The organism is Kribbella sp. NPDC051770, from assembly GCF_040681455.1.
Lineage (GTDB): Bacteria > Actinomycetota > Actinomycetes > Propionibacteriales > Kribbellaceae > Kribbella.
In genome coordinates this window covers 551563-574489 of record NZ_JBFAYT010000004.1, presented here as the reverse complement: position 1 = coordinate 574489, position 22927 = coordinate 551563, and the positions used below count along the sequence as shown (strand labels likewise).

Genomic DNA, 22927 nt, shown 5'->3' with positions numbered 1-22927 from the left:
GTGACCACCTCGTGCTGCCCCCGTCGCACCGGCTCCGCCGGTCCGACGACTTCCGCCGCGCCGTCCGATCGGGACGGCGGGCTGGTCGGCGTGCGGTGGTCGTTCACCTGCTGCCCGGATCCGGCGGCACCGCCGGGGCACCGGTCGACGCTGCTCGTGTCGGATTCGTGGTGAGCAAGGCGGTGGGCAACGCGGTTGTGCGTAACCGTGTCCACCGCCGGCTGCGTGCCGTCCTGGCCGCGCGGCTCCCCGACCTGCCGACCGGCAGCCTGACCGTCGTCCGGGCCCTGCCCGCGTCGGCCACGGCGTCGTACGCCGAGCTGGTGGCCGACGTCGACGGTGCGCTGCGGCGCGTCCTGGTGGACTCCCGATGACGTTCTCGCCCGTGAAGTACGGGCTGATCGGGTTCCTCAAGCTCTACCGGAAGGTCGTCAGCCCGATGTACGGGCAGGTCTGCCGGTTCTACCCCAGTTGTTCGGCGTACGCCCTGGAAGCGGTCGAGCGGCACGGCGCGGTGCGCGGTAGCTGGCTGGCGGCGAGGAGACTCGCCCGCTGCCACCCGTGGAACCCCGGCGGCTACGACCCCGTTCCCCCCACAGATGTCGACCAGCGCGGAGAGTCCCTCTCCGCCAACCAGCCCGGATCGTCGACCGACGCCGGGCCTGTGCAGCGAGGTGCCTGAGTGATCATTCCCCTGGCCATCCCCGAGCTCGCCTTGTGGGACGGGATCGTCGATCTCTTCAACACGGTCATGACTCCGCTCTACTGGGCTGTCTCGGCACTGCTGGTGGGGTGGCACTGGCTGCTCTCGCAGGTGCTGGACCCGAACGGCGGCTGGGCCTGGGCGCTGTCGATCGCCGGCCTGACGATCGTCATCCGGACGCTGCTGATCCCGCTGTTCGTGCGGCAGATCCGCTCCAGCCGGAACATGCAGCTGCTGCAGCCGAAGATGAAGGAGCTGCAGAAGAAGTACGGCCACGACCGGGAGAAGCTCGGTCAGGAAATGATGAAGCTGTACAAGGAGACGGGCACCAACCCGTTCTCCTCGTGCCTGCCGCTGCTGCTCCAGTCGCCGATCTTCCTGGCGCTGTTCCGGGTCCTCGACTACGCGTCGAAGGGCAAGACGCACGCGAGCATCATGGACCCGCACGTGCAGTCCCTGCAGCACGCGAAGATCTTCGGCGCGGAGATCTCCCAGACCTTCCTGAAGGCCAACGGCGACGGCGCGACCAACGTCAAGATCGTCGCGATCGTGCTGATCATCCTGATGACCAGCACCATGTTCATCACCCAGCTGCAGCTGATGCGCAAGAACATGCCGAAGGAGGCCCTCGAGGGCCAGGCGGCGCAGATGCAGAAGATCATGCTCTACGTCTTCCCGATCTTCTTCCTGATCGGTGGCTTCAACTTCCCGATCGGTGTGCTCATCTACTGGTTCGTCTCGAACGTGTGGACGATGGGCCAGCAGTTCTACGTGATCCGCCGCAACCCGGCCCCCGGCACCCCGGCGTACGACGCGATGGAAGCCCGCAAGCGCGAGCACAACCGGCGCGCGGGCAAGCCCGAGGACACCGGCCTGGCCGGCGCGCAGGCCGAGGGTGACACGCTGACCGACCGTCGGCCCGCCCAGCGGCAGCAGCCGAAGCGCCAGTCGCGGAGCGACCGGAAGAGCGGCCCGACGGCCGGGCCGGCCGGCGCGAGCGGCGTACAGGACGAGCCGAAGGCGTCGAGCAACGGCCAGCAGTCCTCGGCTCCTGCCCCGGCCAAGAAGGCGCCGGCGGCGAAGAAGGCTCCGGCCGGCGGCAAGCGTCAGCCGGCCGCCAAGTCCCGTGCGCAGCGGACCGCCCAGCAGAAGGCCGGGCAGAAGAAGTCCGGCGGCGGAACGCCCCGCAAGACCGACAGCTGAGCCACCGGCCGCTGTGATCCCTGCTTTTGTACGAACCGGGTCCCCGTGGGGCGGATCTCGAACCGTGAAGGAGTGGCCGTGAGCGACGGCATGCAGAACGAGTCGGCGGACAAGTCCACCGCTGACGAGCGTCTCAAGGCGCTGGAGGCCGAGAGCGACATCGCGGCCGACTACCTGGAGGAGCTGCTCGACATCGCCGACCTGGACGGCGACATCGACATGGACATCGACGGCGACCGCGCCGCGGTGTCGATCGTCGGCGCCGACCTGAGCAATCTGGTCGGCGAGAACGGCAAGGTCCTCGAGGCGCTGCAGGAGCTCACCCGGCTGGCCGTCTACCGGGAGACCGGTGAGCGGTCGCGGCTGATGCTCGACGTGTCGAACTACCGGGCCAACCGCAAGGCCGAGCTGGAGAAGGTCGGCAAGAAGGCCGTCGAGGACGTCCAGGCGACCGGCAAGCCGGTCCGGCTCGACCCGATGACGCCGTTCGAGCGCAAGGTCGTGCACGACGTCGTCGCCGCGGCGGGCCTGACCAGCGAGTCCGAAGGCGAGGAGCCGCGTCGCCGGGTCGTCGTCCAGCCGGCCTGATCGTCGTGCTCTGCTCGTGACAGATGACGTTTCACGTGAAACCCCGCCGCTCGTGGAGGAGCTCTTCCCCCGGGCGGCGGGCCGCCTTGCGGCGTACGCCGACCTGCTGGCGACCGAAGGTACCCTCCGCGGCCTGATCGGCCCGCGCGAGGTCCCACGGCTGTGGGACCGGCACCTGCTGAACTGCGCCGTGCTCGAGCGGCTGATCCCGGAGGAGTCCACGGTCGCCGACATCGGCACCGGGGCCGGCCTGCCGGGGATCGTGCTGGCGCTGGTCCGCCCCGACCTCCAGGTCGCGCTCGTCGAGCCGTTGCTCCGGCGTACGACGTTCCTGGAGGAGGCGGTCGACAAGCTCGGCCTGGACAACGCGTCGGTGGTGCGTGCCCGGGCCGAGGATCTGCGCGGTACGACGTACGACGTGGTGGCTTCGCGCGCGGTCGCACCGCTCGGCAAGCTCGCCGGCTGGTGCCTGCCGCTGCTCGACGAGGGCGGCCTGATGCTGGCCATGAAGGGTGCCTCCGCGGAGGACGAACTGGCCGGTGCGGAAGGGGAGTTGGAGGCCCTGGGCGCGGAAGTTTGGCACGTTCACCAACTCGGCGTCGAGGAACTGGCCCAGCCGACGACTGTCGTGAGTATTGTGGCCGGACGTGCTGCGCGGGGATCCCAGCACAGAAGACGCGGGAGGTGAACGGGTTGGTGAGTCGCGCCGTCGGATGGCCGGACAGGAGCACGGGGGAATCCCGTACGACCCAAGGAATCGGCTGGCCGGCAGACCCCGGCACGCCGGTCGTCCGCATCACCGAACGCCTCACCCCCGAACCCCCAGCGACGGCACCTACTGAGACGACCCCGCCCTCGACCCCAACGGGCGACGCTGTCCCGGTCCCCGCGTCGTCGCCGCCGGACGACACTGTCCCGGCGGCCACGTCGACCCCGCCGGCCGAGGCCACCTCGGCCTCAGCCGCCGAGACCACCTCAACCACCTCGGCTCTCTCGTCTTCTCTTTCCCCTGCTCCGATCGACCCCGCTCCGGCTCCGGCCGTCGAAGCGGCCGACCGGAACTCCATGCTCCAAGCCGCGGCCTCTCTCGACCTGGGAGCCGCCCCCGCGACCTCGGCGACCGAGCCCGTTTCACGTGAAACCGGCCCGCCGCCGACCCCTGACGAAGAGTTCCCCGAGTCTCCACCACCTGTGGATGACCACCCCCGGAACCCTCCCTCCTACGCGGGAATTCGTCCACAGCCCCCTGTGGACAAAGCTGGGGAGGGACCAGCTCCGTCCCCGACCGACATCCTCTTCGGGCCACGTCCCGTACCTCTTGGAATGGGCGCCATGACTGCCGCACAGATCGCCGCGCGGGCCACCTCGGACGAGCTTCAGCGACGACTCCTCGAAACTCCGATCGCCGCCGCCACCGAACGGACCCTGCTCGTGAACGAAGGACGCACGATGGGCCGCGAGTTCCCGCTGCCCGCCGAGACCCGGGTATTCGTCGTCGCCAACCAGAAGGGCGGCGTCGGCAAGACCACCACCACGGTCAACGTGGCGGCCGGCCTGGCCCTGTACGGCGCGCGCATCCTGGTCATCGACCTGGACCCCCAGGGCAACGCGTCCACCGCCCTGGGCATCGAGCACTCCGAAGGCACCCCCGGTGTCTACGAGGCGATCATCGAGAACGAGCCCCTGAGCAAACTTCTCCAGCCCTGCGAGGAGCACCCCGGCATCGTCGTCATCCCCGCCACCATCGACCTGGCCGGCGCGGAGATCGAACTCGTCAGCATCGTCGCCCGCGAGAGCCGCCTGAAGAAGGCCCTCGACGCCCACCTCGCCGAAACCGAGGCAGCCGGCGAAAAGTACGACTACGTCTTCATCGACTGCCCGCCCTCACTGGGCCTCCTGACGGTCAACGCCCTGACTGCAGCCCGCGAGGTCCTCGTCCCCATCCAGAGCGAGTACTACGCCCTCGAGGGCCTCTCCCAACTCCTCCGCCACATCGAGATGGTCAAGTCCCACCTGAACCCGACCCTCGACGTGTCGACGATCCTCCTGACGATGTACGACGCCCGCACCAAGCTCGCCGGCGAGGTAGCGGCCGAAGTCCGAGGCCACTTCCAGGAGGCCGTCCTCCGCACCGCCGTCCCCCGCTCGGTCCGAATCTCCGAGGCCCCGAGCCACGGCCAAACAGTCCTGGCCTACGACCCGGCGTCAGCGGGAGCCCTCTCCTACCTAGAGGCCTCCCGTGAGATCGCGATGCGCAACAACGCTTGACCCACGAAGCTCCAGAAGGCCCGGACCACGCGGTCCGGGCCTTCTGCGTTCCACGTGAAACCACCACTCCGCGTTCCACGTGAAACGCCTCCAGCGGCTCGCCTTCCAGACGTCGCCGATCCGGTCGCTGTTGCTCTTCGTCCCACGCGGGCCGGATCGCCCGACGACTCGTTCCCTCGGGCGACCGCGTGCTGTCCTGACCGACCGATCTCCCTCTATGTAGGAGACCCTTGTCCGGCGAATTCGCCGCGTGTCTCCTCCGGGACTACCACTGCCGGGCCCAGTGCGATCCTGTGTTTCACGTGAAACAGCGTCCGCGCATAGGTAGACGAGTCGACATGTAGCCGTAGCGCTCCGAGGGGCTGTCCTGCGCCTGGTTTTGGTGCTCACCGGCAACGCCTAGATCCCGTCCGTGGAGAGGCTGCGGACCAGCAGGTGCCGCGGCGTGGCAGCAGTAGCCTGGGCCTGCCGCTTGGCGGCCAGTGCGACAACTCGCGCACCAGGGAACAAGGTCGGTCCGAACTGTTCTCGGTGGGCACCTTCGCGAGCAATGCACCGAAGCGCTGGCCCAAGCCAGGAGCGGGACGACGCGGTAGCAACTCTGGGTCGACGCGCGGGGTCGGCCTCTTCAGGTGGGGGATGGCAGTCCCTCTGCCTCGCATGGCGGATGCTTGCCCGCAGTGCGAGGTCCAGCACGTTCCCGCCACTCGGCGGACCTTCGTAGATGTTCGAGTCGCTTGAAGGTCGATCAAAGCGAGCCCAGTCTGTGTCGGCACTTACAGGTCGGGCCGGCTGTCACCGCCGGTCGAACAGCTTGCAGACCGGCCCGCCGGCGAGCGCGATGCATGGTGCGGGTCGCGCGGGGCGGAGAGCACGGCGAGCGCGGGCAGCGCGGAGAGTGGGCAGCGCTGGAGCGGGGAGTATGGGGGGCGGGCGGCGAGTACGGGAGGCACGCGGAGCGCGGGCGGCGCGAAGAGTGGGCAGCGCTGGGTCGCGGTGTATGGGGGGCGCGCGGGGCGGGGAGCACGGGTTCGACGGGGCTCGACCGGTGCCGATGTCCACCGAGGGGGTGGCACGGTGCGTGCTTGGTTTCGATGACACCCATCCATGCCGGCTCAGGTCACGGCGCTCGGGCGACGCGTCGGCAGCAGTTGTGGCAGGGCGCAGACCGAGGGCTGCATCCTGCTCTGCGCCGACCGCTACCTGGCCGCGGTTGCGCTGACCGTGCCGAGGTCGCGCCGACGGTGCTGGGGTTGCGTCGACGGTGCCGTTCTGACATCGACCGTGCCAATGTCGCGATGACCGTGAACTGGTCATCGCTGTCGACCACCACGACCCAGCCGAGCGCCTCAGCCCACCACTGCCCGAGTGCCTTCGGGTCGGCCGCCGATATCGCGTCAGCGCGGCGGGTCAATCGGGGCAGTTGTGCTGGTTGAGAGGCGCGGTCGAGGAGCGGTACAACCTGTAGTTGGGACGGACCCGCCTCGGGGCGGTACGTCACGAGCTGATGGGTCGGATGAGACCTAGGCGTCCGCGCGGAGATCAGTGGGCGACGGCGGGTGGTGCACTCGATCAGTCTCGTGAGCAGCCATGGTGACGTCGGGCTGAGGCTCTCTTGTAGTGCGACGTGCTGAGAGTTCATTCCTTCGATGGTGCCGATCCCAGGGCTGCGCTGGGGGAAGACGGGCTGCAGAGAGGCGCGGGTGCGGAGTTGTGTTGGCGGGCTGAGCTGGGACAGACCTGCTGGTGGGCGACCGTGGTGACGTCGGCTCGACAAGGGCGAGGGTTGGGCAAGGGGTGGGCGCTGGGTAGACCGAGGTGGTCCTCTCGGATGGCCGCAGTCGAGAATCGGTTTGTGACGACGGCTGTCCCCGGGTCGGCGGCGATGGTCGTAGAGCGTCGGCCGGTGCGGTGAGGCTTGTGCGTGCAGTGAAACCTTTGCCGCGGCGAGACTGGGGAGGGCTCTGCTGCGGCGGGGCTGGGGCGGCCTCTGCGGTGGCGAGACTTGGGTCGGCCGCGCCGACTACCTCGACGGTGGGAAGTCGCGGTGAAAGCAGAGCGGGAACGGAGAAGCCGGGCGGACCTGGTGAGGGCGGGGCGGTGCTCACTCGGCGAGGGCGATCGTTGGGCTCGCACTGGATGCGCGGTCCGCGAACCGGCCGGTGGGCGGATCGTTCTCCGCGGCCTTGAGGTGACCTCGCGCAGGCCCGGGTGGTGGTGGCGGCCTGGGTGGTGCGGCCGTCAGGACGGGGACGGGGAGGGCGGTTGTTGACGCTTGAGGTGTTGCGCCTAACGGTTGGCGGGTGGGGATGCGGCTCTCGGGCGCATCGGTCGCGATGTTGCTGAGTCCTACTGAGGACAGCAGTGGGCCAGCCCGAGGGTTCTCGAGCCTGGTCGCTTATGGCGATGGGGCATGTGCGGGTGGGTGGCAGCAGTGGTGGGCTTCCGCCGGACCGTGCACCGTTGCGGGGTGCACGGATTCGCGGGAGCCAGCGAGCCGCCGGGGTCGCGAACGGTGCAGTTCCGGTGTGGCGTTGCGGATGCGGGCGGAGTTCGTTCGTAGGGCGGGTGTAGTCGGGGTCAGAGTCCATGGCTGGGTGGCGAGACTCGCAATCGGCGGGCATGTCCGGCTCGGGGGAGAGCCGAGATCGGCTAGCTGCTGGAGGTGCGGGCCGGCGGTGACGCGGGTCGGAGGGATGTGGTCAGAGCAGAGGGTCGAGCGATGGTGCGATCCGAGTGATCGGCGTCGGGCGGAGGTGTTCCACGTGAAACGTGGCGGGGCTTCCGGCGGTGGCGTCGAAGTGTTGGGTGCGGAGAGTGGATCGGGACAGGACGGCTGGGGTGGGTGGTTGAGGCATGCGGTGTCGGTTCACGTGGAACGGTGCGGGGGATGGCCCAAGCCCAGCTGTCCTGGCGCGGAGAACAAGCTGCCCGGTGAGATCTCCGGCGGGGCGCAGCTTGCTCAACCTGACCGCTGGCGCACAAGGGAGCCGGCCGCCCTGCCTGCGCGCTGTGAGCGTGGGGCGTTGTTTCACGTGGAACAGGCAGGGGCGGAGGCACAGGTCGGGATGTTTCACGTGGAACGGGCGGACCGAGTGTCGGGGCGACACGGGGTGGTGGGGGTGAAGGTGTTGATGGGGCAGGGACCGGTTACCGTTGCGGGGCCGGGGTGGGGGTTTGCTCGGGTGGTGGATTCTGTGGTGGCTGACCTTGAGGAGCGGTATGAACACCAGGCTTGGGCGTGGACTGGGTGCTTTGATTCCGAGCAACCCGGCTCCGGGGAGTGTGACTCTGGGGAGTAAGTCGAGCTCGATTCCGGGGGCGCCGCCTGTGCAGGGGGAAGGGGCAGCTGGGGTTACGGCGCCTGGTAGTGGTGCGAGTAGTGAGCTGGCCGCGGTGCCGGGGGCTGAGTTTGCTGAGATCGAGGTTGGGAAGATCACGCCCAATCCGAAGCAGCCTCGGAGTGTTTTCGATGAGGATGCGATGGCGGAGCTCGTGCACTCCGTCAAGGAGATCGGGTTGCTGCAGCCGATCGTGGTGCGGCGGCTCGAGGGGGACAAGTACGAGCTGGTCATGGGGGAGCGGCGGTGGCGGGCTACCCAGGAGGCTGGGTTGGAGACGATCCCGGCCATTGTGCGGAACACATCTGATGATGTGATGCTGCGGGATGCGTTGCTGGAGAACCTGCATCGGAGTCAGCTGAATCCGTTGGAGGAGGCGGCTGCTTACCAGCAGATGCTGGACGACTTCGGGTGTACGCAGGAGGATCTCGCGAGCCGGATCGGTCGGTCACGGCCGCAGATCTCCAACACGCTTCGGCTGTTGAAGTTGCCGGCCTCGGTCCAGCGGCGGGTGGCTGCGGGGGTGTTGTCCGCGGGGCATGCTCGGGCGTTGCTCGGGTTGCCGAGTGGGGATGCGATCGAGCGGCTGGCGCAGCGGATTGTTGCCGAGGGGCTTTCGGTGCGGACCGTTGAAGAGATCGTTGCCTTGGGCGACATGTCTGCCGACGACCCGACGCCGGCTCGGCGGCGGAACAAGCCGGTGGCGCCGCGGCTCGTGGACCTGGCGGATCGGCTGTCGGATCGGTTCGAAACTCGGGTGAAGGTCGACCTCGGGAAGACCAAGGGGAAGATCACCGTCGAGTTCGCTTCGATCGACGACCTGGAGCGGATTGTCACGTTGATGGATCCGAACAAGCAGGGCGAGCAGTAGGGATGGAAAAAGCCCCCACCGGTGCTCGGATGGGGGCTTCTGGAGGGGCTGCAGGAGCGATTCTGGTGGAGCCAGGTCGCTGAGCTCCGATCGCCAGATCGCTTAGGATCGCTCTCACAGAACTTTTCGGGGCATTCCCAGACCAATAATCGCGATATGTCGATAAATACATATGGCGGTTTACCGTCGCCGTTTCACGTGAAACGGCGATCGGCGCTCAATGCGCGAGGTCGTGGTGAACCTTGCGCTCGGCGTAGAACGACAGGAACGGGATCGTTCCGGCGAGGGCGACCAGGACCAGGCGGGTCAGCGGCCAGCGGACCCGGCGGGCCAGGTCGAACGAGGCGAGCAGGTAGACGACGTAGAGGAACCCGTGCATCGGGCCGACCACGTTCATCACTGCCGGGTTGTCGCCGAAGTACTTGAACGGCATCGCCACGAGGACGAGGACCAGGAGCATCACGCCGACCACGTACGCGATCACGCGGTAGCGGGTGAGGGCACCCCGAGTTGCCGCGGAGAGCTGCGGCTGGGTGGCGGCGGGCGTGGCGGGATCTGCGGGGGAGGTCACGCAGAAACGGTACCGCTTGCGTCCTCAGGAGCCGGGGGCTGGTGGTCGGGATCACCTGTGCGGTGCGCGTCCAGGACCATTCGGCCCCACATCCACAGGGTGAACGCGGCGAAGATCCACCACTGGAACGCGTACGCGACGTTGCGCAGACCGGCATGGTCGGTCGGCGGCGCCGGCGGTTCGACGAGCGCGAGGCCCGACGCCGAGGCGCCGGCCGCAGGGGTGCTCGGGTCCGCGGCGGTCTGGACGACGAAGGCGTCGTACACGCGGTAGTCGACCATGTGGACGATCGTGGGGATCCGCAGCGACTGCAGGATGCGGGTCTGGTTGACGTCACCGGAGGAGTCCTGGGCCTCGGAGGAGGCGATGCCGCCGGTGAGTGTGGCGGGGCCGGTCGGCGCCTTGGCCGCGGGGTCGTTCACTGACGGGACCCAGCCGCGGACGACCATGACGGCGCCCGGAGCCGATGTGCCGGGGGTCGAAGAGTCGGCAGACGCGGAGTCCCCGACGTCGTCGAGCAGCAGCGGGGTGACGACCCAGAAGCCGTTCTGGCCGTTGTGGGCGCGGTCGGAGATGTAGAGCTGGTCAGCGGGAGCGGCCCAGGTTCCGGTCACGGTGACGCGGCGGGCGACGGCTGAGGCGGGGAGGCCTGAGTCGATGGGGAAGAGGGACTGCAGGGGTACGGCGGGGATTGCTGCGCGGCCGGCTGTCGCTGCTGCGGTCTTCGAGCGGTAGACGTCGAGTTGCCAGACGCCAAGGACTGACATGACAGCAGCAATTGCCAACGCGAGCAGGAGCAGCGCCGACCACCGTGGTGTGAGTGCAGTACGCCAGAGTGGACGCCCTGCGGGCTGAGGAGGAGAAGACATCACGGGATCGGTCGGCGGGGCAACGGACATCAGCGGATCAACGCGCAGCGGCCGCGGCCAGCAGGTCGCGGCACAGCACGCCCAGCTCGATCCCAGCAGCCTCAGCAGCCAGCGGGACGAGCGACGTCTCGGTCATCCCCGGCGCCACGTTGACCTCCAGGAACCACGGCACACCATCAGCGTCGACAACCAGGTCCGACCGCGAGAGATCCCGCAGCCCGAGCGCCCGGTGCGCAGTGACAGCCGCCGCAGCGCAGGCCTCAGCCACCTCGGCATCCAACCGAGCCGGTACGACGAACTGCGTCGCCCCCGCCGTGTACCGCGCCTCGTAGTCGTAGAACCCCGAGTCCGGCCGGATCTCCACCGCCGGAAGCGCCCGCGGCCCGTCGCCGGTGTCGACCACGGTGACGGCGACCTCGGTCCCGTCGACGTACCGCTCGATCAGCGCGACCGGCCCGTAGGCGTAGCAGTTCACCATCGCCGAGGGCAGCTCATCCATCGTCCGCACGATCGAAGCGCCCAGCGCCGAACCACCGCGCGCAGGCTTGACCACCAGCGGCAGCCCGATCTGGCCGGCGACGGCCTCCATCAGCGCCGCGGCGCCGAGCTCGCGGAACGTGTCGTGGCCGAGCACCACCGACTCCGGCGACCGCAGCCCGGCCGAGCGCACCATCGTGCTCGCCACCGGCTTGTCGAACGCCGTCCGGCAGGCGGCCGCATCCGCGCCGACGTACGAGACGCCGTACAGGTCCAGGACCTGGCGCAGGGCGCCGTCCTCGCCGGTGACGCCGTGCAGGACCGGGAAGACCGCATCGGGTGGGTCGTTGCGGAGGCGTTCGACCAGGCTCGCGTCGACGTCGCGCTGCTCGACCTCGACGCCGACGCTGCGCAGGGCGTCCGCAACGCGCCGGCCGGAGCGCAGCGAGACGTCCCGCTCGTGCGACAGACCGCCCGCCAGTACCAGCACTCGACCCAGATCACTCATAGAACTTTCCCGATCACTCGTGGGCGATTCCGGCTCGGCGCCGGTCCCGAGGCCCATGGGAACGGTACCGCTACCCGGTCGCGGACCCACGGGCCGCCCGAACTTCCCAGCACGGATTTAGCACGGCCGCACGACCGCGCGGGCCGTCCGAAGCCGAGCCCCAGGCAACGACCCCGGGCCGCCGCATCAGCTCAGCTCCGGACCCGGAGCGTCGTAGTCGTGCCCCGCGCCCGGCGTCAGCGGCCCGAAGGTATGCCGCAGCTCGAGCTCCTCGTTGATCACCGCGGCCAGCCGCGCGACACCCTCGGTGATCCGCTCCGGCGTCGGGTGACAGTACGACAGGCGCATGCACTGGGAGCCGAAACCGTCGGAGAAGAAGGCTGTTCCGGGCACGTACGCGACCCGCGCGGTGACCGCGCGCGGCAGCATCGCCTTGGCGTCCAGCCCGTCCGGCAGCGTCAGCCAGACGTAGAACCCGCCGTCCGGCTTCGTCCAGGTGGTTGCCGCGGGCATCTTCTCGGTGAGCGCCGCGAGCATCGCGTCCCGGCGCTCGCGGTACATCTCGCGGAACTGCTTCACCTGCCCCATCCAGTCGTGCCGGGTCAGGTACGACGAGATCGCCAGCTGGCTGAACACCGGCGGGCAGAGCGTCGCCGACTCCTGGGCCAGCACCAGCTTCTCCCGTACGGCGTGCGGCGCCACCGCCCAGCCCACCCGGAACCCCGGCGCGAACGTCTTCGAGAACGACCCGAGGTAGATCACCCCTTCCCGGTCGTCCGCGCGCAGCGCCCGCCGCGGCTCGCCGTCGAAGCCGAGCAGACCGTACGGGTTGTCCTCGAGCACCAGCAGGTCGTTGCGCTGGCAGATCTCCAGCACCTGACCGCGGCGCGACGCCGACAGCGAGACACCGGCCGGGTTGTGGAAGTTCGGGATCGTGTAGAAGAACTTGATCATCTTGCCGGCCGCCCGGACCGCGGCGATCGCCTGCTCCAGCGCCTCCGGTACGACGCCGTCGTCGTCCATCGCGACGTGCACGACCTCGCACTGGTACGCGCGGAAGACGCCGAGCGCACCGACGTACGACGGTGCCTCGCAGATCACCACGTCACCCGGGTCGCAGAACACCCGGGTCACCAGGTCGACCGCCTGCTGGCTGCCGACCGTGACGACCACGTCGTCGGGGTGCGCGTCGATGCCCTCGAGCCGCATCACGTCGCAGATCTGGTCGCGCAGGGTCGGGTCGCCCTGGCCGGAGCCGTACTGCATCGCGGTGGCGCCGTGGTCGACGACCAGGTCGCGCACCGCGGAGCCGACCACGTCGAGCGGCAGGCCCGCGATGTTCGGCATCCCGCCGGCCAGCGAGACCACCTCGGGGCGGCTGGCCACCGAGAACAGAGCCCGGATCTCCGAGGCCGTCATGCCCTTGGTCCGTGCTGCGTACCGGTCGACGTAGTTGTCGAGACGGGTCTGCCGGACGTCGGGCAGGTCTGCACTCACGGAGCGGCTCCAGGGACTCGAGGGGGAAGTCTCAAGGCTACGCCGTGGTATCCGGGCGCGTGGATACCGATCGGCGCTTCCTCTCACTACCATGCCTTATAGGGGCAGGTTCGACCATGCCGCGGACTGGCAGCTGAGACGGCTGCCGGCCACACCTCACGCGGCGCGACCTGGCGGCACCGCGGAAGGCAGGACGGAATGAGCGTGGGCAAGGCGTTCGGTTTGGCACTCGGAGGGTTGGTTCTCGGCCTGCTGGCCGGGTTCGCCGGCGAGCTGTTCAGACGGCAGCCGGCGGCCAAGGTGCAGCAGCGGTACGTCGCACCGGAGGCGGCCGAGACCCCGGACGCCCGGACCCCGGCGCCGGCGGCGCGATGAGTCCCGGCGCTCCGAGTCCCGAGAGCACCAGGGCCCGCTGATGGCCCGCCGGCTGGAACCGTTGACGCTCGCCAACCTCGGCGAGCTCCCGGCGCCGTGCCGGGCCTGCGTGTTCTGGGAGCTCGACCCGGTGGCCGCGAAGACGGCGAGCCGGACCGGTGACTCCGAGCTGGAGAAGGAAGCCTGGCTGTCCCAGCTGCTGCTCGACTGGGGTTCGGCGGGCTTCCTGCTGTACGTCGACGAGCAGCCGGCCGGGTACGTGATCTACGGCCCGGCCGCGAACCTGCCGCGGATCCAGGCGTTCCCGACGGCGCCGGTCAGCCCGGACGCCGTCGTACTGGCGACCGGGCGGATCCTGCCGCGGTACCTCGGGACGGGGCTCGGCAAGCTGCTCGTCCAGGCGGTCGCCAAGGACGTGCTGAAGCGCGGCTTCCGGGCTGTCGAGGCGTTCGGCGACTCGCGCTGGGACGGTCCGGGCTGCGTCTGGCCGACGGACTTCCTGCGCGCGGTCGGCTTCGGCGTCGTCCGGGACCACCCACGCAACCCGCGTCTGCGGCTGGACCTGCGGTCGACCGTGACCTGGCGCAGTGAGATGGAGGCGGCCGTCGAGCGGGTCTGGGGCGTGATCCGCCCGGAGGCGCCCGCGCCGCGGCCGGTGACCGTTCGCGAGGTCAAGGAGCCGCAACGCCTCAAGCACGGCCCCGCCCCCGGCTGACCGACAGAAAGGCCCGCCATGATCTACCGGTTGCTCGCCGACGTGATGATGGTGCTGCACGGCGCCTTCCTGCTGTTCTTCGCGATCGGCGGCTTCCTGGCCTGGCGCTGGCCGAAGGTGATCTGGGCCCATCTCGCCGTCGGCGTCTACAACATCATCAACGTGACGCTCGACTTCGCCTGCCCGCTGACCGGCGTCGAGAAGCACTTCCGCCGCGAAGGCGGCGAGATCCCGTACGACGGCGGCTACATCGCCCACTACCTGGACGGCCGGATCTGGCCCGAGGGCGGCACCCCGGTCGCCGAGAAGGTCGGCTTCGCACTGCTGGTGATCTCGTACGTCGGCTTCTTCGTGCTCCGCAGCCGCCGCAAGCGCCGGGCAACCAGGGAAGGATCAGTGGTCACCCGGACGTGATCGGGGCCGGGAATCCCTAGGCTGGTCGCCGTGACCAGTCCTGTCGACGCCTACATGGCCGACCTCAGCCGCGCGCTCAGCGGTCCTCGCCGGCGCCGGGCCGACCTGATGGCCGAGGCCCGGGACAGCCTGGAGGACGCCACCGAGGCGTACGAGGCGGGCGGGCTGGAGCGTCTCGAGGCCGAGCAGCACGCGGTCGGCGACTTCGGTGCGCTGGCCGAGGTCGTGCCGGGCTACCGGGCCGAGCTGGGGATCGCGCAGAGCCGGCGTACGGCGCTGCTGCTGTTCCTGGTGATGATCGCCCAGCCGGTGGTCTGGCAGGAGGGCGCCTGGGCCTGGACGCAGCAGCCGGAGGGCACCACGCCGTTCCTGGAGCTGCTGAATCGGTCGGTGATGATCACCGGGTCGCTGTCGATCGTCGGAGCAGTGCTGGCGGTCGTCGGCACGGGTCTGGGCCTCCGCTACCCGTGGCTGCGGGACAGGGTCGCTAGGGCGACCGCTGTGTTCGCGCTGGTCAGCGCTGGGGCGGTAGGAACCATCGCTGTGCTGATGGGCTGGTTCAGCACCGAGCTGGAGGGCTCCAACCTGGCAGGGCTCAGTGTGGTCAGCGGCTTCGTGCTGCTGCCGTTGCTGCTGGTCTCGTACTCCGCGCAGCGCTGCCTACGGCTGGCCTGACCTCAGGTCGTCCGGGGGCGCAGCACGCCCTCGATGACGGTCCGGAACGTCTCCCACTCGCCCCGGCCGTCGACCAGCATCTTCTGCCCGGCGGACGTGAGCTGGTACGTACGGCGCTTGCGGCCGCTCACCGTGCTCCACTCGCTGGCCAGGTACCCAGCGCGCTCCAGGCGCCGCAGCGCTGGGTAGAGCGTGCCGGTCGGCAGGTCCACCGCGCCGCCGCTGCGCTCCTGCAACGCCTCCATGATCGCGTAGCCGTGCAGGGGCTCGTGCTCGACGACCGCCAGGATCATCGGGTCGAGGTGTCCACGCAGCGCATCCGCCTTCATGTAGCCAGTCTACCCATACAGCTGCTACGGTCGTCAGGAGATAAGTAGAACGGCTACATGTAGCGAAGCGAGGCGCAAGCGATGACCGTCGAAACTCCCGCCAGGCCGACCCAGGCGCCTGGACTGCTGCACCGGATCGCCGGGTGGGCGCAGCGGCACGCCGGACCGGCGATCGCGCTGTGGCTGGTCGCGCTGATCGCGGTCACCGCCGCGTCGCAGCTGGTCGGCAGCGCGTACGAGAACGACACGTCGCTGCCCGGCACCGAGTCCCAGCGGGTGATCGAGGTGCTCGAGCAGCACCAGCCGCGCGGGACCGCCGACGAACTACAGATCGTCCTGGCCGGCGACATGAACGCGCCCGCCACCAAGGCGCGCGTCGACGCGATGCTCGCCGAGGTCCGGGGGATGCCGCACATCGCCGAGGTCGCGGACCCGTACGCCGGGCAGGGCATGCTCGCGGAGGACGGCCGTACGGCGTACTCGACGGTGACGCTCGACGGGACCGGCACCGACCCGGAGGCGGTCCGGGCGATCATCGCCGAAGCTCAGAACGCCGCCCAGCAAGGGCTTCAGGTCGAGCTCGGCGGGGACGTCGTGCGTGAGGCCGCCGAGAGCGCCGGGGGAGCCGCCGAAGGTGCGGGCATTCTCGCCGCGCTGGTGATCCTCGTCTTCCTCTTCGGATCGTTGCTCGCGGCAACACTTCCGCTGCTGACCGCGGTCTTCGCCGTCGGCAGCACGCTCGGGCTGCTGGTCCTCGCGTCACACCTGTTCACCGTGCCCGACTACACCGCGCCGGTGATGATGCTGGTCGGTCTCGGGGTCGGCATCGACTATGCGCTGCTGATCTTCTCGCGCTACCGCAGCGAGCTTCGGAAGGGCGCCGAACGGCGGCGCGCGGCCGAGATCGCGCTCGACACGGCCGGGCGATCGGTGCTGTTCGCGGGGTGCACGGTCGTCATCGCGCTGCTCGGGCTGCTGGCGTTGGGCCTCGGAGCCCTGCAGGGCATGGCTCTCGGCGTCACGCTGACCGTGCTGATGACGATGCTCGCGGCGGTGACGCTGCTGCCGGCGCTGCTCACGCTGTTCGGCAAGCGGATCGAGCGCAGCGTACTCAAGCATGCCGCCAGAGCACGCCGTACGCCGGGAGACGGCTGGCGCAAGCTCGCGGGAGTCGTCCAGCGTCGCCCGTGGACCCCGCTGCTGCTCGGTCTCACGGCGCTCGTCGTGCTCTGCCTGCCTGTGCTTGATCTCCGCCTCGGCTTCGCTGACGCCGGGACCGACGACCAGGCGAAGACGACGCGTAGGGCGTACGACCTGCTGGCGGACGGGTTCGGGCCGGGCTTCAACGGGCCGCTGATCGTCGTCACGGAGGTCGTCCGTCCCGCGGACGTCGCGAGGGTTGCCGAGGCCGCACAGCGCACGCTGGCGGGCGAACCCGGCATCGCGGCGGTGACCCCACCGCAGCCGAGCCCGGACGGGCAGATCGCCACCATGGTCGTCTTCCCGACCTCGGCACCCCAGGACGAAGCAACCGTCCGGTTGGTTGGCAAGCTGCGCACGGAGACGCTCCCAGCGATCGCGGCACGGGCCGGCGGGACCGGGAGCGGCGAGGCCGGTGCGAGCGGGGAGACCGGGGCCGGGGTGAGCGGCGTCACGTACCTGGTCGGTGGCTCGACCGCCGCTGCGGAGGACTTCGCCGGAGCGGTCAGCAGCCGGTTGCCGATCTTCGTAGGCGTCGTCGTCGGGCTGTCCGCCCTGCTCCTGCTCGTGGTCTTCCGCTCGGTGCTCATCCCCCTCAAAGCCGCGGTGCTCAACCTGCTCAGCATCGGCGCGGCCCTCGGCGTCATCACCCTGGTCTTCCAGCACGGCTGGTTCGGCGCGCAGCCCGGCCCGATCGAGGCGTTCGTGCCGGTGATGATCTTCGCGATCGTCTTCGGCCTCTCGATGGACTACGAGGTCTTCCTGATCTCCCGGATCCACGAGGAGTGGCGCCGCAGCGGCGACCCCATCCAGGCCGTCCGCGAAGGACTGGCCAACACCGGCAGCGTGATCACCGCCGCGGCAGCGATCATGATCGTCGTGTTCGGGGCCTTCCTGCTCAGCCCGGACCGAATGCTGCAGCAGTTCGGCCTCGGCCTCGCGACCGCCGTACTGGTCGATGCCCTGCTGATCCGCTGCGTCGTCGTACCGTCCGTGCTGCGGCTGCTCGGGAACCGCGCGTGGTGGCTCCCGAGCAGGCTCGGCAGGCTGCTACCGACGATCGCGCTGGAGCGCGATCACTCGTAGGACGCGCTCCAGACGCGGGCCTTGTAGATCTGGGCCTCGGGCAGGGTCCGCGTCGCGGCCGGGTGCTCGAGGTTGACCGTGTCGGTGCACCAGCCGGTCAGGCAGTCAGGCTTCGGCGTGGTCCAGACCTGACGGCCGGCGCGGTTGGTGGTGACGCTCTTGATCCCGGCGCGGTCCTCGGTCGCCACGATCGCGGCCCTGGACTTGCTCACCCGGTAGACCTTCGAGCCCGTGGTCACCCAGAGCAGGTCGTGGTTGTCGAGCGCCGGCGCGAGGTCGTGGCCGCCGTCGGTCGGGAGGGTGACGAGCTCGGTCTCGGTCAGCTTCGGAGCGGCCGGCGGACCGGTCACCTTCAGCGCCGCCAGGCGGGTGCCGCCGAGGACCCAGAGGACCTGGTGGTCCGGGTCCCAGGTGACGCCGTGGGCGTCCGGCAGGCCGTACTCGGCGTACGTCGCGGAGGCGGCGCCCTGCGACGCGGTGTAGACCCGGACGAACCCGCCGGTGCTCGCCGCGACGGCGACGTTCCCGTTCGGCAGCAGCTCGATGCTGTGCGGGTTCGCCGGACCGCCGACGTTCGTGCCCCACACGCGCCGCCCGCTCGGGTAGCTCGCCACGGCGGCCAGGCCGCGGGAGTCGGTGACCAGCGCGACCTCCCGGCCGGACCGTGTCCGGCGCAGCTTCGCGTCGCTCGGCAGACCCCAGGCCGCGGTCAGGTCGGCGAACCCGTTCCGGGCCGTCGGGGACCAGGACCACTTCTCGGCGGCCGGCTTGCTCCAGTCGGCGACCTTCGGGTCCAGCACCCGGATCCGGGCCGCCGGTCCGTCCTCGGACTGCTGGTCGGTGATCGCCACCAGCCGGCCGTCGTCGGCGGGCCGGGACGCCGAGGCCACCGTGGGGTTGACCAGCGCGGCGCCCACCAGCACGGTTCCGATCAGTGCCTTGAACATCGTTCCACCACCTTGTGTAGTTGGTTGTTCACCAACAACACAAGGCATCGGTTAATGGGTGGCGACCGGCGGGGGTGATCAGAAAACTGATCGGGGAAACCGCGGGGTCAGACAGTCAACTGACCGAAGCGCAACATGCCGGTGGCGGCGTCCTGCTCCGGCGGCAGGTAGACGCGCTGGATCGCGACCACGATCGCCTCGGCGACCACGTCGCGGAACTGCGGGTCGGCCAGCCGGGACGCGTCGTGCGGGTTCGTCACGTAGCCGATCTCGAGCCGGACGGCGGGCATCCGCGTCCGCCGCAGCAGGTCCCAGGTCTTCTGGTGGGTGCGGCAGTTGAGCAGGTCGGTCCGGGCGACGATCTCGCGCTGGACCAGGCCGGCGAACTGCTCGCCGATGCTCGACGACGTCCCGTGCAGGTCGGCGCCGTAGTAGTACGTCGCGACGCCCTGGGCCTCGGGGTTCATCGAGCCGTCGGTGTGCAGCGAGACGCACAGGTTCGCGTCGGTCTCGTTGGCGAAGGCGGCCCGGGCCAGCTCGTCCGGACCCTGGTCGCGACCCCGCGACAGATAAGCCCGTACGCCGGTCGCGCCGAGCCGGCCCTCGATCCGGGCCGCCAGGTCGTACGCGACGTCGGACTCGCGCAGGCCGAAGCCTTCCCAGCCGTAATCGAAGCCGCCGTGGCCCGGGTCGATCACCACGGTCTTGCCGGACAGCCGCGGACCGGCCGCACGGACCGCCTCGGCCGAGCGCAGCGCGTCCGGACGGCCGCCGGTCGCCATCGGGCGGATCCGCTGCAGCGCCTTGAAGGTCGACGGGCCGCAGGTGCCGTCCCCCGGCAGGCCCATGTTGCGCTGGAACTCGGTCACCGCGCGCTGGGTGTCGGGCCCGAAGATCCCGTCCACCCGCGCCACGGCGAAGCCGAGCTCCTGCAGCTTGGCCTGGAGCGCGAGCACGTCGTCACCGGTGAGCGGGTGCGAGACGACGTACGTCAGCAGCCGGTCGCCCAGCCGCCAGCGCGCGTCGTCGATGGCCCGGTAGGTCTGCGGGCCGACGATGCCGTCGATCATCAGCCCGCGTTGCTGCTGGAAGCCCCGTACGGCGTGGGCGGTCGCCTCGTCGTAGACGAAGTGGTCGCCCGGTGCCAGCAGGCCGAGACGCTGCAGCTTGCCGATGATCTCGGCCACCGCCTCGCCGCTGTCACCGATCCGGTAGATCCGGGCGCCGTTGCTGGCTTCCATCAACACTCCTTGCCGTGCGGCGGACTGCGCCCCGTCAGCGGGGCGACGACTGCAGGATCAGCTGGTGAAGTCGGCCAGTTCCTTGAGCAGCGCCGCCTTGGGCTTGGCACCGACGATGGACTTGGCCAGCTCACCGTTCACGTAGACGTTGATGGTAGGGATACCGGTGACACGGTAGTTGCTCGGGGTGACCGGGTTCTCGTCCACGTTCATCTTCACGAACGTCATCTTGTCGCTGTGGTCCTGCGCCAGCTCCTCCAGGATCGGGGAGACCTGGCGGCACGGACCGCACCACTCGGCCCAGAAGTCCACCAGCACCGGCTTGTCGCTCTTCAGCACGGTCTGGTCGAACTCGGCATCGGTGACGGCGTTCATCTTCTCGCCCACGGCGAACTCCTTAGGGTTGTTTCTCGAGTGTGTGTCAGACGGAGACGGGCTCGGTGGCCGCGGCGCCCGCGGCGGAGTCGCTGTGGCTCTCGGCGAACTCCAGCGTGGCCAGGTACCGCTCGGCGTCCAGGGCCGCGGAACAACCCGTGCCGGCCGCGGTGATGGCCTGGCGGTAGGTGTGGTCGACCAGGTCGCCGGCCGCGAACACGCCCGGCAGGTTGGTGTTCGTCGTCCCGGCCTGGGTCAGCACGTAGCCGTCCTCGTCCAGGTGGATCTGGCCCTTGACCAGCTCCGAGCGCGGGTCGTGGCCGATCGCGATGAACAGGCCGGTGACCGGCAGGTCGCGCTTCTCGCCGGTGACGGTGTCGGTCAGCTGGACGCCGGTGAGCTTGCCGTCGCCCTGGATCTCCGACACCGCGGAGTTCCAGGCGAACTCGATCTTGTCGTTCGCGAAGGCGCGCTCGGCCATGATCTTGGACGCGCGCAGCTCGTCGCGGCGGTGCACGATCGTCACCTTGTCGGCGAACCGGGTCAGGAAGGTGGCCTCCTCGATGGCGGTGTCACCACCACCGACGACGGCGATCTCGTGCTGCTTGAAGAAGAAGCCGTCACAGGTCGCACACCAGGACACACCGCGCCCGGACAGGACCTCCTCGTTCGGCAGGCCCAGCTTGCGGTAGCCCGAGCCCATCGCGAGGATGACGGTCTTGGCCTGGTGCACGGTGCCGGCCGAGTCGGTGACCGACTTGATGTCACCGGTCAGGTCGACGCTGACGATGTCGTCGGGGACCAGCTCCGCGCCGAAGCGCTCCGCCTGGTCACGCATCTCCGACATCAGGTTCGGGCCCATGATGCCCTGCGAGAAACCGGGGTAGTTCTCCACCTCGGTGGTCGTCATCAACGCCCCGCCGGCGGTCACCGAGCCCTCGAACACCAGCGGCTCCAGCTGCGCCCGCGCGGCGTACACCGCAGCGGTGTAACCCGCGGGGCCCGAGCCGATGATGATCACGTTGCGAACGGCTGTGTCGCTCACGAATGGCCTTCCTAGCTTCCGAAGAGACTGGACGTCGTACTCAACGGATCCTAGAGGCCGACCATTCCCACGGTACCCACCGCGGCCGCCGGGCACGCCAGGGGCTCACCGAACGGAATCAGCGGTTGCGCAGCGTCACAGTCGTGTCGTAGAACGGCGTCGCGATCCCGCCGGAACCGCTACATCCGGTCACCACGAAGATCTTCACCTCGCGCGCCGACGCACCCGGTACGCCGATCACCGTCGCCCGCTTGCCGTCGACCGTGACCGGCTGCACGAGCCGGAGGTCGGACTCGGGCTGCGTGGCCGCGAACTGCTTCGCGCAGGCCTGCTCCTCGGCGTCACCGTGCAGGACCGGGCCGCTCGACCCGTCCAGCCAGCGCTGCGCGTCCGGGCCCACCTGGTCGGTGGAGATGCTCGGGACCGAGCTCGGGCTGCCGATCCCGGCCGCGCCGTCGGTGCTGTGGTCAGCCGTCGCCAGGACGACGCCGACGACGCCGGCGCCCGCGACGACAACCACCGCGGCCGCGGCGAGCAGCAGCTTCGGGAGGTGCCGGTGCGGCTCCTCGCGGAGCTGGACCAGCGAGTGCACGCCGACCGTCGAGGCGCGCAGCACGGACTCCGACGCGATCACGGCGTTGAGGTGCTCGGCGACGTCGGCCGGCATCGGGATGTCGGTGCGGCCCTCGTCGGCCAGGTCCTCGGTCAGCTGCAGCAGCGCGTCGTACGTCTGCTGGCAGTCCGGGCAGGCCTTCACGTGCTCGCGGGCGCTGTGCGCCTCGGGGGCGGGCAGCAGGTTCTCGATCAGGTCGGCGATGGTGTCGGTGTCGAGGTGCTCGAGGTGCTCACTGGTCGGCAGACCGGCGTCGGTCATCGGTGATCCGCCCCCTCGCGGGACGTGCCCAAAGTGGTCATCGGTGGAGTGCTCCGGTCGGGATGCGCGGACGAGTCGCGGGTAGGCGACTCTGCTCCGACGGCTGACCAGGTCATTCGGTTCCCGCCGTTCCGGAACTTGTTGCGGCCGGTACGTCGGCACTGCCGCCACGGGTCGTCTGCCAGTGCCGCAGCAGCGGCAGCAGCTTGGCCCGGCCGCGTGCGCAGCGGCTCTTCACCGTGCCCGGGGCGCATCCGAGGATGGCGGCCGCCTCCTCGATCGAGTACCCCTCCATGTCGACCAGGACCAGCGCGCTGCGCTGGTCCTCGTTGATCTGCTTGAGTGCGTTCAGCACGTCGAGCCGGCGCTCGCGGATCTCGGCCGGGTCGTCCTCGGCCGGTCCGGCCAGCTCGGCGGCGCGGTCCTCGTCCTCGGGCAGCGGGTCGGCGGCCCGGACCTGCCGGCGGCGGATCCGGTCCAGGCAGGCGTTGACCACGATCCGGTGCAGCCAGGTGGTCACCTTCGCGTCGCCGCGGAACGAGTCGGCCCGGCGGAACGCCGAGATGAACGCCTCCTGCAGCGCGTCGGCGGCCTCCTCGGGCTCGCCCAGGGTGCGGATCGCGACCGCCCACATCCGGTCCCGGTGCCGCTTGACCAGGTACCCGAACGTGTCCGGGTTCCCGGCCACGTGCAGCCGGAGCAGCTCGTGGTCGTCCATCGCCTCGTAGCCCTGGGGCGGCACAGGCGCCGCGCCC

At 69.8% G+C, this 22927-nt stretch carries 22 protein-coding genes and 1 pseudogene; 12 read left to right on the top strand and 11 right to left on the bottom strand.

Going from position 1 to position 22927, the window contains the following annotated elements:
• Positions 1–11: 11 nt before the first annotated feature.
• The 7 genes and pseudogenes from rnpA to AB0M01_RS17550 all read left to right on the top strand — a co-directional run bounded on the left by rnpA (position 12) and on the right by AB0M01_RS17550 (position 8974).
• Positions 12–374: a ribonuclease P protein component gene (gene rnpA, locus AB0M01_RS17580; protein WP_363670484.1), complete on the top strand. Its 363-nt coding sequence runs from the start codon at positions 12–14 to the stop codon at positions 372–374.
• A complete protein-coding gene (gene yidD / locus AB0M01_RS17575) occupies positions 371–682 on the top strand; it encodes a membrane protein insertion efficiency factor YidD (RefSeq protein WP_363670482.1) in 312 nt (103 codons plus the stop codon). Before rnpA ends, yidD begins: the two co-directional genes overlap by 4 nt.
• 6 nt (positions 683–688) lie before the next feature.
• Positions 689–1669 (top strand): annotated as a pseudogene (gene yidC, locus AB0M01_RS17570) (membrane protein insertase YidC); the annotation flags it as partial.
• Positions 1670–1996: 327 nt separating this feature from the next.
• A complete protein-coding gene (locus tag AB0M01_RS17565; RefSeq protein WP_363670590.1) occupies positions 1997–2494 on the top strand; it encodes a R3H domain-containing nucleic acid-binding protein in 498 nt (165 codons plus the stop codon).
• A 52-nt stretch (positions 2495–2546) separates the two neighbouring features.
• On the top strand, positions 2547–3182 hold the full coding sequence (gene rsmG / locus AB0M01_RS17560) for a 16S rRNA (guanine(527)-N(7))-methyltransferase RsmG (RefSeq protein WP_363670480.1): 636 nt from the start codon (positions 2547–2549) through the stop codon (positions 3180–3182).
• A gap of 644 nt (positions 3183–3826) precedes the next feature.
• Positions 3827–4762 carry an AAA family ATPase gene (locus tag AB0M01_RS17555; protein WP_363670478.1) on the top strand — a complete coding sequence of 312 codons (936 nt, stop codon included), beginning with the start codon at positions 3827–3829 and terminating at the stop codon, positions 4760–4762.
• Positions 4763–7984: 3222 nt separating this feature from the next.
• A complete protein-coding gene (locus AB0M01_RS17550) occupies positions 7985–8974 on the top strand; it encodes a ParB/RepB/Spo0J family partition protein (protein ID WP_363670588.1) in 990 nt (329 codons plus the stop codon).
• A gap of 217 nt (positions 8975–9191) precedes the next feature.
• On the opposite strand, the gene AB0M01_RS17545 is transcribed toward AB0M01_RS17550, so the two are convergent.
• The 4 genes from AB0M01_RS17545 to AB0M01_RS17530 all read right to left on the bottom strand — a co-directional run bounded on the left by AB0M01_RS17545 (position 9192) and on the right by AB0M01_RS17530 (position 12896).
• Positions 9192–9545, bottom strand: a complete 354-nt coding sequence (locus AB0M01_RS17545; protein WP_363670476.1) for a DUF3817 domain-containing protein — start codon at positions 9543–9545, stop codon at positions 9192–9194.
• The gene (locus tag AB0M01_RS17540) at positions 9542–10414 is read right to left on the bottom strand and encodes an SURF1 family protein (protein ID WP_363670474.1); all 873 of its coding nucleotides are present in this window, start codon (positions 10412–10414) and stop codon (positions 9542–9544) included. Before AB0M01_RS17540 ends, AB0M01_RS17545 begins: the two co-directional genes overlap by 4 nt.
• A gap of 37 nt (positions 10415–10451) precedes the next feature.
• A complete protein-coding gene (locus AB0M01_RS17535; protein WP_363670472.1) occupies positions 10452–11399 on the bottom strand; it encodes a D-alanine--D-alanine ligase in 948 nt (315 codons plus the stop codon).
• Positions 11400–11585: 186 nt separating this feature from the next.
• Positions 11586–12896, bottom strand: coding sequence for a PLP-dependent aminotransferase family protein (locus AB0M01_RS17530; RefSeq protein ID WP_363670470.1), 1311 nt, complete (start codon positions 12894–12896; stop codon positions 11586–11588).
• A gap of 198 nt (positions 12897–13094) precedes the next feature.
• On the opposite strand from AB0M01_RS17530, the gene AB0M01_RS17525 reads away from it, so the two are divergent.
• From AB0M01_RS17525 to AB0M01_RS17510, 4 genes are read left to right on the top strand one after another with little or no spacing between them, the layout of a single operon-like run.
• The gene (locus AB0M01_RS17525; RefSeq protein ID WP_363670468.1) at positions 13095–13271 is read left to right on the top strand and encodes a hypothetical protein; all 177 of its coding nucleotides are present in this window, start codon (positions 13095–13097) and stop codon (positions 13269–13271) included.
• A 40-nt stretch (positions 13272–13311) separates the two neighbouring features.
• The gene (locus tag AB0M01_RS17520) at positions 13312–13986 is read left to right on the top strand and encodes a GNAT family N-acetyltransferase (RefSeq protein WP_363670465.1); all 675 of its coding nucleotides are present in this window, start codon (positions 13312–13314) and stop codon (positions 13984–13986) included.
• A gap of 18 nt (positions 13987–14004) precedes the next feature.
• A complete protein-coding gene (locus AB0M01_RS17515) occupies positions 14005–14400 on the top strand; it encodes a DUF2784 domain-containing protein (RefSeq protein WP_363670463.1) in 396 nt (131 codons plus the stop codon).
• 30 nt (positions 14401–14430) lie between these two features.
• Positions 14431–15075 carry a permease prefix domain 1-containing protein gene (locus AB0M01_RS17510; RefSeq protein WP_363670461.1) on the top strand — a complete coding sequence of 215 codons (645 nt, stop codon included), beginning with the start codon at positions 14431–14433 and terminating at the stop codon, positions 15073–15075.
• 2 nt (positions 15076–15077) lie between these two features.
• On the opposite strand, the gene AB0M01_RS17505 is transcribed toward AB0M01_RS17510, so the two are convergent.
• Positions 15078–15404 (bottom strand): helix-turn-helix transcriptional regulator, encoded by a 327-nt coding sequence (locus AB0M01_RS17505; RefSeq protein WP_344177756.1) that lies wholly within the window; start codon positions 15402–15404, stop codon positions 15078–15080.
• A gap of 81 nt (positions 15405–15485) precedes the next feature.
• Here AB0M01_RS17505 and AB0M01_RS17500 point away from each other — a divergent pair, with 81 nt between their 5' ends.
• Positions 15486–17690 (top strand): MMPL family transporter, encoded by a 2205-nt coding sequence (locus AB0M01_RS17500; protein ID WP_363670458.1) that lies wholly within the window; start codon positions 15486–15488, stop codon positions 17688–17690.
• Here the strand turns inward: AB0M01_RS17500 and AB0M01_RS17495 are convergent.
• From AB0M01_RS17495 to sigM, 6 genes are all read right to left on the bottom strand, one after another.
• On the bottom strand, positions 17681–18637 hold the full coding sequence (locus AB0M01_RS17495) for a DUF6528 family protein (protein WP_363670456.1): 957 nt from the start codon (positions 18635–18637) through the stop codon (positions 17681–17683). The two genes, AB0M01_RS17500 and AB0M01_RS17495, sit on opposite strands and share 10 nt — an antisense overlap.
• Positions 18638–18744: 107 nt before the next feature.
• Entirely contained in the window at positions 18745–19878 is a 1134-nt protein-coding gene (locus AB0M01_RS17490) for an N-acetylmuramoyl-L-alanine amidase (protein WP_363670454.1), read from the bottom strand.
• A gap of 57 nt (positions 19879–19935) precedes the next feature.
• Entirely contained in the window at positions 19936–20253 is a 318-nt protein-coding gene (gene trxA, locus AB0M01_RS17485; RefSeq protein ID WP_363670586.1) for a thioredoxin, read from the bottom strand.
• A 46-nt stretch (positions 20254–20299) separates the two neighbouring features.
• Entirely contained in the window at positions 20300–21298 is a 999-nt protein-coding gene (gene trxB / locus AB0M01_RS17480; protein ID WP_363670452.1) for a thioredoxin-disulfide reductase, read from the bottom strand.
• A 118-nt stretch (positions 21299–21416) separates the two neighbouring features.
• The gene (locus tag AB0M01_RS17475) at positions 21417–22172 is read right to left on the bottom strand and encodes a hypothetical protein (RefSeq protein WP_363670450.1); all 756 of its coding nucleotides are present in this window, start codon (positions 22170–22172) and stop codon (positions 21417–21419) included.
• Positions 22173–22284: 112 nt separating this feature from the next.
• Positions 22285–22890 (bottom strand): RNA polymerase sigma factor SigM, encoded by a 606-nt coding sequence (gene sigM / locus AB0M01_RS17470; protein ID WP_363670584.1) that lies wholly within the window; start codon positions 22888–22890, stop codon positions 22285–22287.
• Positions 22891–22927: the final 37 nt, after the last annotated feature.

Coding starts and splice junctions, on each gene's coding strand:
- yidD (WP_363670482.1), top strand. CDS start 371: ATGACGTTCTCGCCCGTGAAGTACGGGCTGATCGGGTTCCTCAAGCTC.
- AB0M01_RS17565 (WP_363670590.1), top strand. CDS start 1,997: ATGCAGAACGAGTCGGCGGACAAGTCCACCGCTGACGAGCGTCTCAAG.
- AB0M01_RS17555 (WP_363670478.1), top strand. CDS start 3,827: ATGACTGCCGCACAGATCGCCGCGCGGGCCACCTCGGACGAGCTTCAG.
- AB0M01_RS17550 (WP_363670588.1), top strand. CDS start 7,985: ATGAACACCAGGCTTGGGCGTGGACTGGGTGCTTTGATTCCGAGCAAC.
- AB0M01_RS17540 (WP_363670474.1), bottom strand. CDS start 10,414: ATGTCTTCTCCTCCTCAGCCCGCAGGGCGTCCACTCTGGCGTACTGCA.
- AB0M01_RS17535 (WP_363670472.1), bottom strand. CDS start 11,399: ATGAGTGATCTGGGTCGAGTGCTGGTACTGGCGGGCGGTCTGTCGCAC.
- AB0M01_RS17525 (WP_363670468.1), top strand. CDS start 13,095: ATGAGCGTGGGCAAGGCGTTCGGTTTGGCACTCGGAGGGTTGGTTCTC.
- AB0M01_RS17520 (WP_363670465.1), top strand. CDS start 13,312: ATGGCCCGCCGGCTGGAACCGTTGACGCTCGCCAACCTCGGCGAGCTC.
- AB0M01_RS17515 (WP_363670463.1), top strand. CDS start 14,005: ATGATCTACCGGTTGCTCGCCGACGTGATGATGGTGCTGCACGGCGCC.
- AB0M01_RS17505 (WP_344177756.1), bottom strand. CDS start 15,404: ATGAAGGCGGATGCGCTGCGTGGACACCTCGACCCGATGATCCTGGCG.
- AB0M01_RS17500 (WP_363670458.1), top strand. CDS start 15,486: ATGACCGTCGAAACTCCCGCCAGGCCGACCCAGGCGCCTGGACTGCTG.
- AB0M01_RS17495 (WP_363670456.1), bottom strand. CDS start 18,637: ATGTTCAAGGCACTGATCGGAACCGTGCTGGTGGGCGCCGCGCTGGTC.
- AB0M01_RS17490 (WP_363670454.1), bottom strand. CDS start 19,878: ATGGAAGCCAGCAACGGCGCCCGGATCTACCGGATCGGTGACAGCGGC.
- trxA (WP_363670586.1), bottom strand. CDS start 20,253: ATGAACGCCGTCACCGATGCCGAGTTCGACCAGACCGTGCTGAAGAGC.
- AB0M01_RS17475 (WP_363670450.1), bottom strand. CDS start 22,172: ATGACCGACGCCGGTCTGCCGACCAGTGAGCACCTCGAGCACCTCGAC.
- sigM (WP_363670584.1), bottom strand. CDS start 22,890: ATGGACGACCACGAGCTGCTCCGGCTGCACGTGGCCGGGAACCCGGAC.